Origin of the sequence: Streptomyces sp. ADI95-16 (assembly GCF_003721495.1) — a bacterium.
Lineage (GTDB): Bacteria > Actinomycetota > Actinomycetes > Streptomycetales > Streptomycetaceae > Streptomyces > Streptomyces goshikiensis.
Genome location: NZ_CP033581.1, coordinates 3,111,453 through 3,126,288, shown reverse-complemented (window position 1 = coordinate 3,126,288; position 14,836 = coordinate 3,111,453). Strand labels below are relative to the sequence as shown.

Sequence of the window (14,836 nt, the reverse complement as noted above, 5' to 3'; positions counted from 1 at the left end):
ATCCCGCCACAGGCCTCAGCCGTCCCGGTACTTGGGCTCGGGCGGTGCGACCGCCTTGGGCAGCACGCCTTCGAAGTGGGCCCGGTAGGCGACCATCCACGGGCTGTCGTTCCCGCCGGCGCGGTAGTTCTCCAGCACCTTGTTGACGCGGCGCACCAGATCGGTGGCGTCCTTGTTCATGGCGACGCCGTAGAACTCCTTGGTGAACGGGGAGCCGACGAGCCGCACCGACGGGTCCTGCGCGGCCTGCCCGGCCGCGAGGGCGTTGTCCGTGATGATGCCGTCCACCTCGCCCAGCTGGAGCCGCACCAGGCAGTCCAGCTGGTTGGGCACGGTGACCGGGACCGATCCGTAGGACCGCGACGTCAGCGCGGCCTCCGCCGTGGAACCGGCGGCGAAGCAGATCCTGCGGCCCTTCAGGGAGGCGTCGTACCCCGTGATCGTCGAGCCCTTGGGCACGAGCACCTGCTGCCCGGCCTCGAAGTAGGCCGTCGAGAAGGCGACGTCCTCCAGCCGCTTGCAGTTGATCGTCATCGTCCGCACGACGATGTCTACCCGGCCCGCCTGGAGGGCCGGGATGCGCTGGCTGGTGGGGATGGCCCGGTAGATCACCTTGGACTCGTCGCCCAGGATGTCCTTGGCTATGGCCTTGACCAGCGCGATGTCGAAGCCGTCGAGATGGCCGTCCGGATTGCGGTAGCCCCACTTGAAGCTGTTCTGGTCCACGCCCGCGACGAGCTTGCCCGCGCTGCGGATCCGCTCGATCGTCGGCCCGTCCACCGTGGACGGACGCAGGCTGGCCTCCGGGTTCTCGCAGGTGTCCCCGGGACCCCAGAGGGCGTCCGGCGCCACCTGCACCGAGGCCGGCGGGCGGACCGCCGGCGGGCCGCCGGTCTCCGGCGCGGCCTGGGCCAGCGGCAGCAGCACGGCCGCCGCCGTCAGCGCGCAGGCCGCCGCCATCGCCGTGACGCCGCCCCAGCCGCGCAGCCGGCCCGCCAGCCGGCGCACCCCGGACGGCCCGGGGCCGTCGCCCTCGCCCGCACCGCGCCGCACTCGTACCGTCCGCATCGCTCTCACCTGTACTCCGAAAGCCTGCGCCCGATACCGAGCAGCGCCGCCGCCGCGCCGACGACCGCAAGGGCCGCCGCGCCCGTCACCAATCCGCCCAGCGCGCCGAGCCCGCCCCGGGCCGCCCGGGTGAACTCCTTCTGCTCATGGGCCACAGCCTGTTCCAGCGAGGCGTCCACCGTGTCGAACGAGGCGCCGCTGCTCTCCTTGTGGTCGGCGTCCCCGATGACCTGGGGCAGGGCGCCCTCGTAGTCGCCCTTCAGGTCGGTCTCCCGGGCCGCCGCGTGCCGCTGCTTCCACTGCGCCACCCCGCCCGCGGCGCGGGTGACCGGGGAGCGGCCGCTGTCGTCGTCGGCGAGCCTCAGCGCTCTCGCCAGTCCGTCGTCCAGCTGCTTCATGTTCGTGGTGAAGTCCACGTCGTACTTGTCGGACTTCTTGTCCTCGGCGAGCACGGCGCCGCGCGAGATCAGGGTGAGGTTCTCGTTGGCCCGGGCCTGGAGCGAGGCGATCCGGGCGTCGTTGAGCACCTTCAGCGACTCCTGGCCGTCCGTCCGGGCCTCGTTCAGATCGGCCCGGGCGAAGCTCTGGCCCACCGCCAGCCACAGCAGCACCACCAGGGCGGCGCCCGTCGCGGCCACCAGCCCGTGGTTGAAGACCCGGTTCGTCCGGTGGTAGTTGCGCCGCTGCGCCCAGCCCAGGGCGGCCAGCGCCAGCGCCCCCGCGGCGAGCGCGGCCAGCGGCCAGGACCGGGCGTCGTCGTAGTCCGTGTACAGCCGGCCCGTCTCCGCCTCGTACAGCCGCTGGGCCGCCGGCAGCAGTACGGTGCTCATCTGCTCATTGGCGTACCTGAGGTACGCGCCGCCGAGCGGCAGGCCCTGCCGGTTGGTGGCCCGGGCCTGCTCGATCAGTCCGGTGTACCGGGGCAGCTGCTCACCGAGGAGGGTGATCTCCTTGCGGGAGCTGTCGCCGGCCGCGGCGTTGGCGGCCGCGCTCACCAGCAGCCGGGACGCGTTGGCGATGTCCTTCTCGTACCGCTGGCGGACCTCGCGCGGCTCCTGCGCGCCGGCGAGGAACCCGCTGGAGGAGGCCGTGTCCGCATCGGCCAGGGAGCGGTAGATGCTCGCCGCGTCCGCGCTCAGCGGCTGGCTGCGGCTCACCACGTCATCCGCGGCGGCGACCCGGCCGGAGATCTCCCACACCGTCACCAGGCCGAACAGCAGCACCGCCGCGGCCAGAGCGGCGCCGATGATGCGCAGCCTGCCGGGCTCCGTCACCGCCGCCCGGCGCAGCTGGTCCACGCCCTCGGCCCAGGCGGAAACCCGCCTCGGCGCGGCGGCCGGCGGCCCGGCGGGAGGCGCGGCGGGGCCGCCCCCGGGCGCGGGCGCGCGTGATGTGACGACCACCGTGACCTCCCCCTCGGTCCCTCTTGCTCCGCAGCAGTATGGCCGTAGTGACGGTCAACCACAGCACCCAGTGCTGGATCATGGGCGAACCACCCCTGCGGGCGCCCCCGTCACCCCTTCACCGTGAATACGTCCACACGACCGCCACGGTTCCAGACCGGAGGGGCATCGGGGCGGGTTCACCCGAAATGGGCACGGAGTTTTCCATGGGCCTCGGGCGGGGACCCGAGGGCGTCCAGTCCCAGCAGGCCCGCGCCCAGCACCGGCGGGGCCGACACCACCGACACCCGGGCGCGCGGCGCCCGCTCCGTCAGACCCGCCACGATCCGCCCGTTCAGCTGCGGGTGCCCGGCCGTCAGCACGCTCCCGCCGAGCAGGACGGGCACCTCCTCGCCCAGCAGGTCAAGCCGGCCGAGCGCCACCGAGGCCAGCGCCACCACCTCGTCGGCCTGCCGCTCCACGATCGCCGACGCCACCGGATCGCCCGCCGCGGCCACCGCGAACAGCACCGGCACCAGCTCGTGCAGCCGTCGCCGGCCCAGCGAGCCCAGGTGCAGCGCCTCGATCAGCTCCCCCATGGAACCGAGCCCGAACCGGGCCGGCAGCGCCGCCGCGAGCTCCGTCGGGCCGCCGCGGCCGTCCTCGGCCCGCGCCGCCCACCACAGGGCCTCCTCCGCGAGACCGCCGCCGCCGCCCCAGTCGCCGGAGATCGTCCCGACCGCCGGGAACCGCGCGGTGCGCCCGTCGGGCAGCATCCCCACGCAGTTGATCCCGGCCCCGCACACCACCGCGACCCCGCGCGGGGCCGCCGGACCGGGCAGTCCGGCCCGCAGGATCGCGAAGGTGTCGTTGCGCACCCGCGTGGCCGCGCCCCAGCCGCGCGCGCCGATGGCGTCCGCGAGCCGGCGCTCCTCCACCGGGAAGTCGGCGTTGGACAGGCACGCCGCGACCTGGCCGGCGTACGGGGCGGACCGGGACCCCGGTCGCAGCGGCGGCAGTCCGGCCGCCTCGGCGGCTTCCGCGACGGCCCGCCCCAGTACGTCCACGGCCGCCTCGACACCGTCGCGCGGCGGCTGGAAGCCCCCGGAGCGCCCGGTGCCGAGCACGGCCCCGTCCGCCGCGATCAGCGCGACGTCCGTCTTGCTGTTGCCCGCGTCGACGGCCAGGACGGCCGCCGGGGCGGCGGGCCGGTTCACGCCCATGCCAGATGCTCCTTGTTGTGCGCCAGGAGCCGGTCCGTCAGCCCCTCCGCGAGGTCGAACTGCCCGACGAGCGGGTGGGCCAGCAGGGCCTTGAAGACCCGCTCGCGCCCGCCGCGCAGGGCCGCGTCCAACGCGAGGTCCTCGTAGGCGCTCACGTGCGAGACCAGCCCGGCGAACAGCGGGTCGAGGGCCGCTACGGCCAGCGGCGCCGCCCCGGAGCCGTCCACCCGGGCCTGCACCTCGATGACCGCGTCGTCCGGCAGGAACGGCAGGGTCCCCCGGTTGTACGTGTTCACCACCTGCACGGCCGGGCCGCCGCCGGCCAGCAGCGCCGCCGCCAGGTCCACGGCCGCCTCCGAGTAGAAGGCGCCGCCCCGCTTCGCCAGCAGCGCCGGCTTCTCGTCGAGCGCGGGATCCGCGTACAGGGCGAGCAGCTCCCGCTCCATCGCGGCGACCTCGGCGGCCCGGGACGGCTTCTCGCCGAGCTCCCGCACCACCGCGTCGTGCGCGTAGAAGTAGCGCAGGTAGTACGAGGGCACCACGCCGAGCCGGTCCAGCACCGCCCGGGGCAGCCGCAGGTCGGCGGCGACCGCGTCCCCGTGCCCGGCCAGCAGCTCCGGCAGGACGTCCCGGCCTCCGGGGCCCCCGACCCGTACGCCCAGCTCCCAGGTCAGGTGGTTGAGGCCCACGTGGTCGAGGTGGACCTCGGCGGGCGCCACGTCCAGCAGCGCCGCGAACTTCCGCTGGAAGCCGATGGCGACGTTGCACAGCCCGACCGCCTTGTGCCCGGCCCGGAGCAGGGCCCGGGTGACGATCCCGACCGGGTTGGTGAAGTCGATGATCCAGGCGTCCGGGCTGGCCCGCCGCACCCGTTCGGCGATGTCGAGGACCACCGGCACGGTGCGCAGCGCCTTCGCGAGCCCGCCCGCGCCGGTGGTCTCCTGGCCGACGCAGCCGCATTCCAGCGGCCAGGTCTCGTCCTGGAGCCGGGCGGCCTGCCCGCCGATGCGCAGCTGGAGCAGGACCGCGTCGGCGCCTGCCACCCCCGCGTCGAGGTCGGAGGTGGTGGTGATCAGGCCCGGATGGTCCTGCCGGGCGAAGATCCGCCGGGCGAGGGCCCCGATCAGCTCCAGGCGTTCGGCGGCGGGGTCGATCAGGACCAGCTCGCTGACCGGCAGGGTGTCGCGCAGCCGTGCGAAGCCGTCGATCAGTTCGGGGGTGTAGGTGGAACCCCCACCCACCACGGCGAGTTTCATGGACTTCAGCCTTTCACTCCGGTCAGGGTGACGCCTTCGACGAACGCCTTCTGGGCGAAGAAGAAGAGGACGATCACAGGTGCCATGACCAGGACGGTCGCGGCCATGGTCAGATTCCAGTTCGTGTGGTGAGCGCCCTTGAAGGACTCCAGCCCGTAGCTGAGGGTCCAGGCGGCCGGGTTGTCGGAGGCGTAGATCTGCGGGCCGAAGTAGTCGTTCCAGGCGCTGAAGAACTGGAACAGGGCCACGGCCGCGATGCCCGGCTTGGCCATCGGCACGACGACGCGCAGCAGCGTGCGCACTTCGCCGCAGCCGTCGACCCGGGCCGAGTCGAGGTACTCGTCGGGGATGGTCAGCAGGAACTGGCGCAGCAGGAAGATGGAGAAGGCGTCCCCGAACGCCATCGGGACGATCAGCGGCCACAGCGTGCCGGACAGGTCCAGCTGCTTGGCCCAGAACAGGTACATCGGGATGACGACGACCTGGGGCGGCAGCATCATCATCGCGATCACCAGCAGCAGCGACAGCCGCCGCCCGCGGAAGCGGAACTTGGCGAGCGCGTACGCGACGGGCACCGAGGACAGCACGGTCAGCAGTGTCCCGAGTCCGGCGTACAGCAGGGTGTTGCGCCACCAGGTCAGGAAGCCCGGGGTGTGCCACACCGTCGCGTAGTTGCCCCACTCCCAGGTGTCCGGGCTCAGATCGCGGGTCAGCGCCTGCTGGTCGCTCATCACGGACGTGAGGAAGAGGAAGACGAAGGGGAGGACGAAGAACAGGGCGGCGGCGACCCCGAGGGAGTGCACGCCGACCCACTGGAGCACGGCCCTGCGGCGCTCGACCCTGTGGTGCGCGCTCATACGGGGCGCGGCCTTGCGGGGCGCGGTCCTGCGGGGCGCGGCCTTCTCGCGCCGCACGGTCTTGTGATCGAGGGTCACTTCAGTCACCTGCTCCGATCAGTCCGCCACGGCGGCGCATCAGGAGCGCGGTCAAGGCCATGGAGAGGGCGAAGAGCACCAGCGCGACGACGCAGGCGGCGCCGTAGTCGAAGCGCTGGAACCCGGCGTTGTAGATGACCTGGGGCAGCGTCAGCGTGGACTTGTCCGGGTAGCCGGGCTCGACCTGCTGGCCCGAGCCGCCGATGATGCCGGCCGACACCTTCCCCGCCACCAGCGGCTGCGTGTAGTACTGCATGGCCTGGATGACCCCCGTGACCACCGCGAACAGGATGATCGGGGAGATGTTCGGCAGGGTGATGTGCCGCAGCCGCGCCCAGGCCCCGGCCCCGTCCAGCTCGGCGGCCTCGTACTGCTCCTTGGGTACGTCGAGCAGCGCGGCCATGAAGATCACCATCAGGTCGCCCACCCCCCACAGGGCGAGCGCGGTGAGCGCGGGCTTGGACCAGTCGGCGTCGGTGAACCAGCCGGGCGCGGGCAGCCCGGCCGAGTCCAGCAGGACGTTCACCGGGCCGGTGCCGGGGTTGAGGAGGAAGACGAAGGCCAGGGTGGCGGCCACGGGCGGGGCCAGGTAGGGCAGGTAGAACAGGGTCCGGAAGAGCCCGGCACCGGTCTTGATCTTCGTGATGAGCAGGCCGACACCGAGCCCGAACAGGACCCGGCAGCTCACCATCACCACGACCAGCCACAGGGTGTTCCACATGGCGGGCCAGAACAGCGGATATTCGGTGAAGACGTACGTCCAGTTGTCCGCGCCGTTGAAGACCGGGGGCCGGAAGCCGTCGTACTTGGTGAAGGAGAAGTACACGGTGGACAGCAGCGGGTAGGCGCAGAAGAGCGAGAACCCGATCAGCCAGGGCGACATGAAGGCCGCGGTGCGCAGCGCGGCCCGCCGCCGCTTCGCCCGCAGGGGGTGGGTGCTGGTCATCGGGGCTACTTCGCCTTCGCGATGTCCGTGTCGATCTGCTGGTCGAGCCTGGCGAGCCCGGCGGGCAGGTCGCTCACGCCGCCCTTCTCGACGGCGTACGCGAAGTCCTGGAAGGTCAGCTGGTAGGTGCCGCCGTCGGCCTGGGCCGGGGTGGTGTTCGACTTCGGGTGCCGGGCGATGTCGAGGAAGGTCTTGAACTCCGGGCTCACCTGGAGGTCCGGGGATTCCAGGGCCTCCAGGGTGGAGGGCACGTTGTGGATGGAGTTGGCGAAGGCCACGACCGCCGCCGTGTCGGTGGTCATGTACTTGACCAGCTCCCAGGCCGCGTTCTGCTTCTTGCTCCCGGCGGCGATGCCCATGATCGTGCCGGAGAGGTAGCCCTTGCCGTAGTCCTCGACCTGGTCGTCCGGCACGGGCAGCGGCGCCGTGCCGATCTCGAAGGAGGCCCCGCCCTCCTTGGCCATGGCGGCCCGCCACTCGCCGTCGATCTGCATGGCGACCAGGCCCTTGTGGAAGGGGTGGTCGGTGCTCCACTCGTCGCCGAAGGTGCTGCGGAACTTCTCCAGCTTCTGGTAGCCGCCGAGCTCGGCCACCAGGTCCTTCTGGGCGGTCAGCATCTTCGCGAAGGCCGGGTCCTTGGCCAGGTTGGACTTGCCGTCGGCGGTGAAGTACGCCGGGCTCCACTGCGCGGCGAGGCGCATGGGGGTGGTCTCGTAGCCGTGGAAGGTGGGCATGACGCCCAGTTGCTCGTACGAGTCCCCGCTGGTCTTGGTCAGTTTCCGCGCCGCCTCGGCGAACTGGTCCCAGGTCTTGGGCGGTTCGGTGATGCCGGCCGCCTTGAAGGCGTCCTTGTTGTAGACGAGCCCGTACGCGTCGTTCAGCAGCGGCAGCGTGCACTGGTTGCCGTTGAACTGGGTGTACTCCAGCAGCGTCTTGGGGAAGACCTTCGTCTTGTCGATCCCGGACTTCTGGAGGAAGGGGTTCAGGTCGGCGAAGACGCGGGAGTTGCAGAACTTGCCGACGCTGTCGGTGGTGAAGGAGGAGACCACGTCGGGGGCCTTCTCGCCGCCCGCCCGGAGCGCCTGGTTGATCTTGGCGTCGGTCATGTTGCCGGTGACCTTGACCTTGATGTTCGGGTGGGCCTTCTCGAACCGGGCGATGTTCTCCTCGATGGCCTTGACCTCGCTCGGCGCGGCCCAGCCGTGCCAGAAGTTGAGGGTGACGTCGGCCTTCGGGTCGGCGGCGGCCTCGGCGCCGCTCTGGCCGGTGCAGGCGGTGACGAGGACGGATAACGCGGCCAGGAGGGTGGCCGCGGGGGTCAGACGTCCGATTCCGGGCATGGCGGTGCTCGCTCTCTGCGGGAGGAACTTCCGGGGAGGGTGTCAGTGCGGGGGTGCCGGTGTGGGGGTGGGGCATCTACGGGTGGTTCAGCGGGAGGTGTCGAAGACTTCCTCGCGGGTGGCGGCGAGGGCGCTCTCCAGCGCGCCGCGCAGCACCGGCCGCTCGCGCACCTGGCCCGTGACCAGGCGCGGCCGGGCGGGCGCCAGTTCGGCGAGCTCGGCCTCCAGCAGCGCGCGCAGCGGATCGCCGCCCGCGGCGATCACGGCCCCGGACAGGACCACGACCTCCGGGTCCAGTACGGCGACCAGCGAGGCCAGACCGGTCGCGAGGACCGTGGCGTACGACTGGAGGAAGCGCAGGTACGGCCCTTCGGGCTCGGCGGCGGCCCGCCGCAGCAGCGCGACGGCCTCGGCGACCAGCGGCCCGTGCGGCCCGTGCGGTGCGTGCGGCCCGTGCGGCCCGTGCGGTGCGTCGGGCGTGGCGTCGGGCGTCCCGTCGGGCGTGGCCTCGATGCCCAGTTCGGCGGCGAGCCGCGGCAGTACCTGTACGCCGGCCAGCTCCTGGTAGCCGCCCGTGTTGGCCCGGGTGACCTGCCGGACCAGGGGGTGGCCCGGCACCGGCAGGAATCCCACCTCGCCCGCGCCGCCGGTCCAGCCGCGGTGCAGCCGGCCGCCGAGCACCAGGGCGGCGCCGAGGCCCTCCTCGTTCCAGAGCAGGACGAAGTCCTCGTGGCCGTGGGCCGCGCCGAGCCGCTGCTCGGCGATCGCGGCGAGGTTCACGTCGTTCTCGTACTCCACCGGCATCGGCAGCGCCGCCGCCAGTTCGTCGAGGAGGGTGGGGGAGTGCCAGCCGGGGAGGTGGCTCGCGTAGCGCAGCCGGCCGGTCTGCGGGTCGAAGGCGCCCGGGGTGGCGATCACCAGGCGGTGCAGGTCGGAGCGCTGCAGTCCGGCGGCCTTGACGGCCTCGCCGAGCGCCTCGGTGACCTGGTCCACGGCCCCGGCACCCTCGGTGTACGGCAGCTCGAAGCTGCCGACCACCGCGCCGGTGAGGTCGGCGACGGCGGCGAGTACCCGCTCGGGGGTGACGTCGAGACCGCCGACGTGGGCGGCGCGCGGGTTGAGCGCGTACAGCTGGGCGCTCGGTCCGGGCCGGCCGCCGTCGGTGCCGGTGGCCACGACCAGTCCGGCGTCCTCCAGGCGGGCCAGCAGCTGGGAGGCGGTGGGCTTGGACAGCCCGGTCAGGTGCCCGATCCTGGTCCGGGACAGCGGGCCGTGGGTGAGCAGGAGCTCCAGCGCGGCCCGGTCGTTCATGGCGCGCAGCAGGCTGGGCGTTCCGGGTGTGGCTGCGGGCATGACGCTTCTCTCCCTCACCGAGGTGAATTGTTAGGTAAGTTTCCTATCGGCGTTCGGGCCCTGTCAATGGAACCGCCCCGCAGGAATGACCTGCGGGGCGGCGGATCCCGCGCACCGGGCGCGGGCGGGGCGGGCGGGCTACTTGGTGATGCGGGGGGTGCTCGGGGCCGGGATCGGGGCGGTCGCCAGGGACTGCGGGGACGTCGGGTTCGCCAGCGCGGACGGGGCGGAGACGGCCGCCGAAGGGTCCGCCGGGGCCTCGCCCTCCTCGTCGGCCGGGGCCACGCCGCCGATGATCCGGATGCCGGCGGCGTCGAAGGCCTCCTTGATCCGCCAGCGCAGCTCGCGCTCCACGGCGAACTGCTGGCCCGGCATCGTCTTCGCCGACACCTTCACCGTCATCGAGGCCAGCAGCACCTCGTCCAGGCCCAGCACCTCGACCGGGCCCCACAGGCGCTCGTCCCACGGGGTGTCCTTCGCCAGGCCTTCGGCGACCCGCTGGACGACCTCGCGGATGTGGGCCAGGTTCTCCGTGGGCTTGACCTGCACGTCCACGCCGGCCGTGGCCCAGCCCTGGCTGAGGTTGCCGATCCGCTTGATCTCGCCGTTGCGGACGTACCAGATCTCGCCGTTGTCGCCGCGCAGCTTGGTCACGCGCAGACCGACCTCGATGACCTCGCCGGAGGCCACGCCCGCGTCGATCTTGTCGCCGACGCCGTACTGGTCCTCCATGATCATGAAGACGCCGGACAGGAAGTCCGTCACCAGGTTCCGGGCGCCGAAACCGATCGCGACACCGGCCACACCCGCGCTCGCGAGCAGCGGGGCCAGGTCGATCTTGAGGGCGCCGAGGACCATCAGCGCGGCCGTGCCGAGGATCAGGAAGGACGCCACCGACCGCAGGACCGAGCCGATCGCCTCCGAGCGCTGGCGGCGGCGTTCCGCGTTGACCAGCAGCCCGCCGAGCGCGGTGCCCTCGACGGCCTCCGCGCTGCTGTTCATCCGGGTTATCAGCCTGGTCAGCGCCTTGCGGACCACCGAACGGAGCGCGGCCGCGATCACGATGATCAGGAGGATCTTCAGGCCGATGCTCAGCCAGGTGGCCCAGTTCTCCTCGATGAAGCTCGCGGCGTTGGTCACGCTCTGCTGGGCTTCGGCGGCGTCCGGGATCTCGGAGGCGAGCGGGAGCAGGGGGGCGGCGGGCCAGGGCACGACGGGTACCTCCAGGTATAGCGGTCTGCCGACGGAACGGGGGTGCGGGCAGAACATCCACACTAACGGGGCATTGCCCTGACTCCGGTGCCTGGCGTTCCGCTTGTTCGAGGGAGAGACGGGATTCACCTGGGGATGAAGTGGGGTGTGGTTGAAAACACCTCCGACCCGTTACGGGCGCGTGGTGGCGCTTCGACCAGCCGTAAGGAGAGACTGGAGAGCAGATCGTCCCGGCGCGAGCCACGCGCCGCCGGCGTACAAGGAGGCAGTCCGTGCCGCACGTCCTGGTCCTCAACGCGTCGTACGAGCCTCTCGGCGTCGTACCGCTCCGCCGCGCGCTCGTCCTCGTCCTGGAGAACAAAGCGGTCTCCCTGGAGGAATCCGGCGCCTTTCTGCACAGCGCGACGAGAGCCGTCCCCGCGCCCAGCGTGGTCCGGCTCAAGCGCTTCGTGCGGGTCCCCTACCGGGGGCCCGTTCCGCTCACCAGGCGCGCGTTGTTCGCGCGGGACGGCGGCCGCTGCATGTACTGCGGCGGGGTCGCCACCAGCGTCGACCACGTGATCCCGCGCAGCCGGGGTGGGCAGCACGCGTGGGACAACGTCGTCGCGGCGTGCCGGCGGTGCAACCACGTCAAGGCCGACCGGCACCTGCTGGAACTGGGGTGGCGCCTGCGGCACCAGCCGGCTCCGCCGTCGGGGCTGGCGTGGCGGATCATCGGCACGGGGCACCGGGACCCGCGCTGGATGCCTTACCTCCAGCCGTACGGGGCGGAGGACGCGCTGGACCGCATCGGCGTCGCCGCCTCGTAGCTCCGCCGGTGTCCCCCGACGTCCTGCGGCGGCGTCGCCGGGCGGAGCCCCTGCCCGGCGACGCCGGGTTCCCCGGGGCTCCGCACCAGCCCGCGCCTCAAACGCCGGCGGGGCTGGATGCGCCGGGTTACGGGGTTACCGCCTGCGCCGTCGCGGACCAGAGGCTGCAGCCGAAGCGGGTGGCGCGAGTGGTGCAGGTGACGCGGAGGAAGCGGGTGTCCGGGGCGTCCATGCGCAGGGATTCCTTGCCGCCGCGGGAGGCCGAGACGGTGACCGCCGGGCGCCAGGTGATCCCGTCCGAGGACGTTTCCACGCGGTAGGCGGACGGGTACGCGTCCTGCCAGTGCAGGGTCAGCAGCCCCACCCGGGCCGGCGCCGCCAGCTCGGCCTGCCACCACGCGCCGTCCACCGCCGGGGACGACCAGCGGGTGCTGTCGGAGCCGTCCACCACCGCCGACGCCGGGAACTGCGGGGCCTCGTCGCCCGAGGACGTGGCCCGCGCCGTCCGCAGCAGGTCCGGCCCGCCCGTCTTCGGCACCGCCCGGACCGTGAGCATCCGGGACTCCCCGGCGAACGTCACCGGGACCGAGTACACCCCCGCCGGCGTCGACGCCGGGATCGTGACCTCCACCGGGACCGAGACCCGGGTGCCGCGCGGCGCCGTCGCCTCCGACGGCAGCCGCACCTCGACCCCCTTCGGCGGCGCCGCCGCCAGCGGGCCGCGGACCTCGCCGGCCCGCAGCCCCGACAGCTCGGCCGTCACCCGCTTCGGGGCCCCGCCGATCTCCGCGTCCACGCGGCCCCCGTCGGACAGCTCGAACCGCGCCTGCGGCCCGTCCGCGAACCACGGCACGACGCCCCGTACCTCCGGCGCCGGACCCGACCACGCAAGCCGGACCGCGTCCGCCCGTACCCCCGCCGCGTCCGCCTGGGTCCACCCGGACGCCGAGGCGTCGGCGATCTTCCGCCAGCCCTCGCCCGGAACCCGCGCTTCCACGATCGCGCCCCGGGTCCCCGCCGGCAGCGGGTCCGTCATCACGGTCACGGCCGACAGCGGCCGCGCCGTGTCCAGCTCGACCGCCCAGACGCCGGGCAGCTTCACGACCGTGCCGACCCGCGCGGAAGCGCCCGTCCACGCGTCCGCCTCGGCCACCGCCTTCTGAAGGAACGGATCCAGCACCGCCGTGTCCACCCGGGCGTCGCCCGGCTCCGACAGCGCCGCGCGGGCCTCGGCCAGGGCCCGCGAGGACTTCCAGGCCGCCGCCCCGTCGCCGCGGGACTGCGACTGCAGGACGTCGACGGCCAGTTCGCCCGCCGCCCCGTACCGGGCCAGCCGGTCCAGCCAGGGGCCCGCCTCGCCGTTCTCGCCCGCCAGGTACGCCAGCCGCTCCGGGGCCTCCCGCAGGACGGTGAAGGCCCCGCGCAGCCGCTCCGCGGCCGCCTTCGCCGCGTCGCCGGAGCCCCGGGTCCGCCAGAACTCCTCCATCAGCGGCTTCAGGTACGCCGACTCCTCCTGCTTCAGACCCGAGGACGCCGTGTTCCCGGCCAGCGCGCCCAGGGCCTCCCGGGCCCGGGCGTCCGGCCCCGCCAGCTCCGCGACCGCCGCCGCCCAGGACTCCCCGGGCCGGTAGCCGCGCGGGTTCCAGGAGTAGTCCGCCGCCGTGAACAGCGGGATCCGCGACAGCGTGCCCTGCTGCATGGCGTTGGCGAGCATCCCCGCCGAACCGCCCGCCACCGCCGGATCCCGCCCGACGTACGGGCCGAGGAAGATCCGGCCCGGCTCCCAGTCGTTCACCGGGTAGTTGTCCATGGTGACCATCGGATGCCCGAACGCCGCCCGCGCCCCGGCCAGTTCCTTGCCGGTGATGGTGCGCGGCACCACGCCCACGCCCGTCCAGGCCACCTCCACCCGCCCGTCCAGCCGGCCCGCCAGGGCCGTCCGGTAGGCGGTGGCGCCGTCCTGGTAGTACTCGGTGGGCAGCAGCGACAGCGGGGCCGCGCCCGGGTGCCGCTCCGCCAGGCGGGCCGCCAGCTCGCCCGCGACCTCCGCGTGCGCCTTCGCGGCCGCCTGCGGGCCCGTCCCGTACCGCACCCGGTCCGCCCGGCAGCCCCACTCCGTGTAGCTGACGTCCTGGAACTGCAGCTGGAACGCCCGGAAGCCCAGGTCCCACATGGCGTCCACCTTGCGGGCGAGCGCCTCCCGGTCGGAGGCCGAGGCCAGGCACATCGACTGCCCGGGGGACACCGCCCAGCCGAGCACCACCTTGTTGGCGCGGGCCCGTTCGGCCAGCGCCCGGAACTCGTCCTGCCGCTCCTGCGGGTACTCCTCGCGCCAGCCCGTCGTCCGGTAGGTGTCGTCGCCCGGTGCGAGCAGCATCCGGTTCTGCTTGGTGCGGCCCATGAAATCCAGCTGCGCGAGCCGCTGTTCCCGGGTCCACTGCTGCCCGTAGAACCCCTCGGTGATCCCGCGCACCGGGGCGATCGCCCAGTCCCGCACCAGCACCCCGGGGATCTTCCCCTTGCCGCCGGCCAGCACCTGACGCAGGGTCTGCGCCGCGTGGAACGGCCCGTCCTCGCCCACGCCCGCCAGCGCGACGGTGTCCCGGCCGCCGGTGCGGCCCACGGCCAGCCGGTAGCCGCCGGCCGGCAGGTCGCCGGCCTCGGCCGCGCCCAGCTCCCGCAGGGCCCGCTCCGCGTCGGGGCCCTGGAGGCGTACGACGGTGCCCCGTTCGGGCAGCGCAGCCCCCGGCCGCACCTCGCGCAGGGTCCGTACGCCCGCCTCGCGCAGGGCCGTCCGTACCACCTGGGCGGCGTCCGGGTCGGCGTCGGCGGGCAGCACCAGCACGGCCTCGCTGCCCAGCGGCACCGCGCGCTTGGGATCGGCGGCCATCGACTGCGGCCGCGGCCACACGGGAGGGGAGCCGTCGGCGGCCTGCGGTATGGGGGCACCCGGCGACATGCCGGTGGGGGCGAGCGCCGAGGAGGCCCCGGAGGTCCCGGTGGCGGCGCCGGGCGCGCTCCCGGCGGCCGGCGCGGCGGCCGGGTCCTTCGCCGGCGGCACCGGCGCCGTCGGCCATCCGAATGACTCCGGATGTGTCGCGATCGCCCCGCCGCCGAGCAGCGTGCCGATGACGGCCACGGCCACGGCCGTGGTCCGTTTCCTGCCCCTGAGCTGCACCGAGCCTCCCCGTCGCGAGTCGTCACCCGCTCGTACTGATGAGCCCGAGCCCACCACCCGTGCGGCTGGAGTGTCAATGCGAGAGGGTGATCTGACCGGTATACGCCAGGAATGCACGCCCCTTGACTGGGTAT

At 73.4% G+C, this 14,836-nt stretch carries 11 protein-coding genes; 1 reads left to right on the top strand and 10 read right to left on the bottom strand.

The genetic code is table 11. The features are described from left to right. Positions 1–15 precede the first annotated feature (15 nt). The 9 genes from EES41_RS13665 to EES41_RS13625 all read right to left on the bottom strand — a co-directional run bounded on the left by EES41_RS13665 (position 16) and on the right by EES41_RS13625 (position 10,715). Positions 16–960 (bottom strand): glutamate ABC transporter substrate-binding protein, encoded by a 945-nt coding sequence (locus EES41_RS13665; RefSeq protein ID WP_250569902.1) that lies wholly within the window; start codon positions 958–960, stop codon positions 16–18. 113 nt (positions 961–1,073) lie between these two features. Next, the gene (locus EES41_RS13660; RefSeq protein WP_123078401.1) at positions 1,074–2,366 is read right to left on the bottom strand and encodes a hypothetical protein; all 1,293 of its coding nucleotides are present in this window, start codon (positions 2,364–2,366) and stop codon (positions 1,074–1,076) included. 284 nt (positions 2,367–2,650) lie between these two features. Then, the gene (locus EES41_RS13655; protein ID WP_123078399.1) at positions 2,651–3,673 is read right to left on the bottom strand and encodes an N-acetylglucosamine kinase; all 1,023 of its coding nucleotides are present in this window, start codon (positions 3,671–3,673) and stop codon (positions 2,651–2,653) included. Further along, positions 3,664–4,929: a 6-phospho-beta-glucosidase gene (locus EES41_RS13650; protein WP_123078397.1), complete on the bottom strand. Its 1,266-nt coding sequence runs from the start codon at positions 4,927–4,929 to the stop codon at positions 3,664–3,666. Before EES41_RS13650 ends, EES41_RS13655 begins: the two co-directional genes overlap by 10 nt. Positions 4,930–4,934: 5 nt before the next feature. Beyond that, the gene (locus EES41_RS13645) at positions 4,935–5,786 is read right to left on the bottom strand and encodes a carbohydrate ABC transporter permease (RefSeq protein ID WP_254211755.1); all 852 of its coding nucleotides are present in this window, start codon (positions 5,784–5,786) and stop codon (positions 4,935–4,937) included. Positions 5,787–5,865: 79 nt separating this feature from the next. Continuing rightward, positions 5,866–6,810, bottom strand: coding sequence for a carbohydrate ABC transporter permease (locus EES41_RS13640; protein ID WP_123078393.1), 945 nt, complete (start codon positions 6,808–6,810; stop codon positions 5,866–5,868). Between the two features lie 5 nt (positions 6,811–6,815). Next, positions 6,816–8,150: an ABC transporter substrate-binding protein gene (locus EES41_RS13635; protein ID WP_123078391.1), complete on the bottom strand. Its 1,335-nt coding sequence runs from the start codon at positions 8,148–8,150 to the stop codon at positions 6,816–6,818. Between the two features lie 87 nt (positions 8,151–8,237). Then, positions 8,238–9,503, bottom strand: a complete 1,266-nt coding sequence (locus tag EES41_RS13630; RefSeq protein ID WP_123078389.1) for an ROK family transcriptional regulator — start codon at positions 9,501–9,503, stop codon at positions 8,238–8,240. A gap of 138 nt (positions 9,504–9,641) precedes the next feature. Next, positions 9,642–10,715, bottom strand: a complete 1,074-nt coding sequence (locus tag EES41_RS13625) for a mechanosensitive ion channel family protein (RefSeq protein WP_164495827.1) — start codon at positions 10,713–10,715, stop codon at positions 9,642–9,644. Positions 10,716–10,987: 272 nt separating this feature from the next. Between EES41_RS13625 and EES41_RS13620 the strand changes: the two genes are divergently transcribed. Further along, on the top strand, positions 10,988–11,524 hold the full coding sequence (locus EES41_RS13620; protein ID WP_008743943.1) for an HNH endonuclease: 537 nt from the start codon (positions 10,988–10,990) through the stop codon (positions 11,522–11,524). Positions 11,525–11,651: 127 nt separating this feature from the next. Here the strand turns inward: EES41_RS13620 and EES41_RS13615 are convergent, their stop codons facing one another. Next, complete coding sequence (locus tag EES41_RS13615) at positions 11,652–14,702, bottom strand: beta-N-acetylglucosaminidase domain-containing protein (protein ID WP_254211427.1); 3,051 nt, start codon at positions 14,700–14,702, stop codon at positions 11,652–11,654. Positions 14,703–14,836 lie beyond the last annotated feature (134 nt).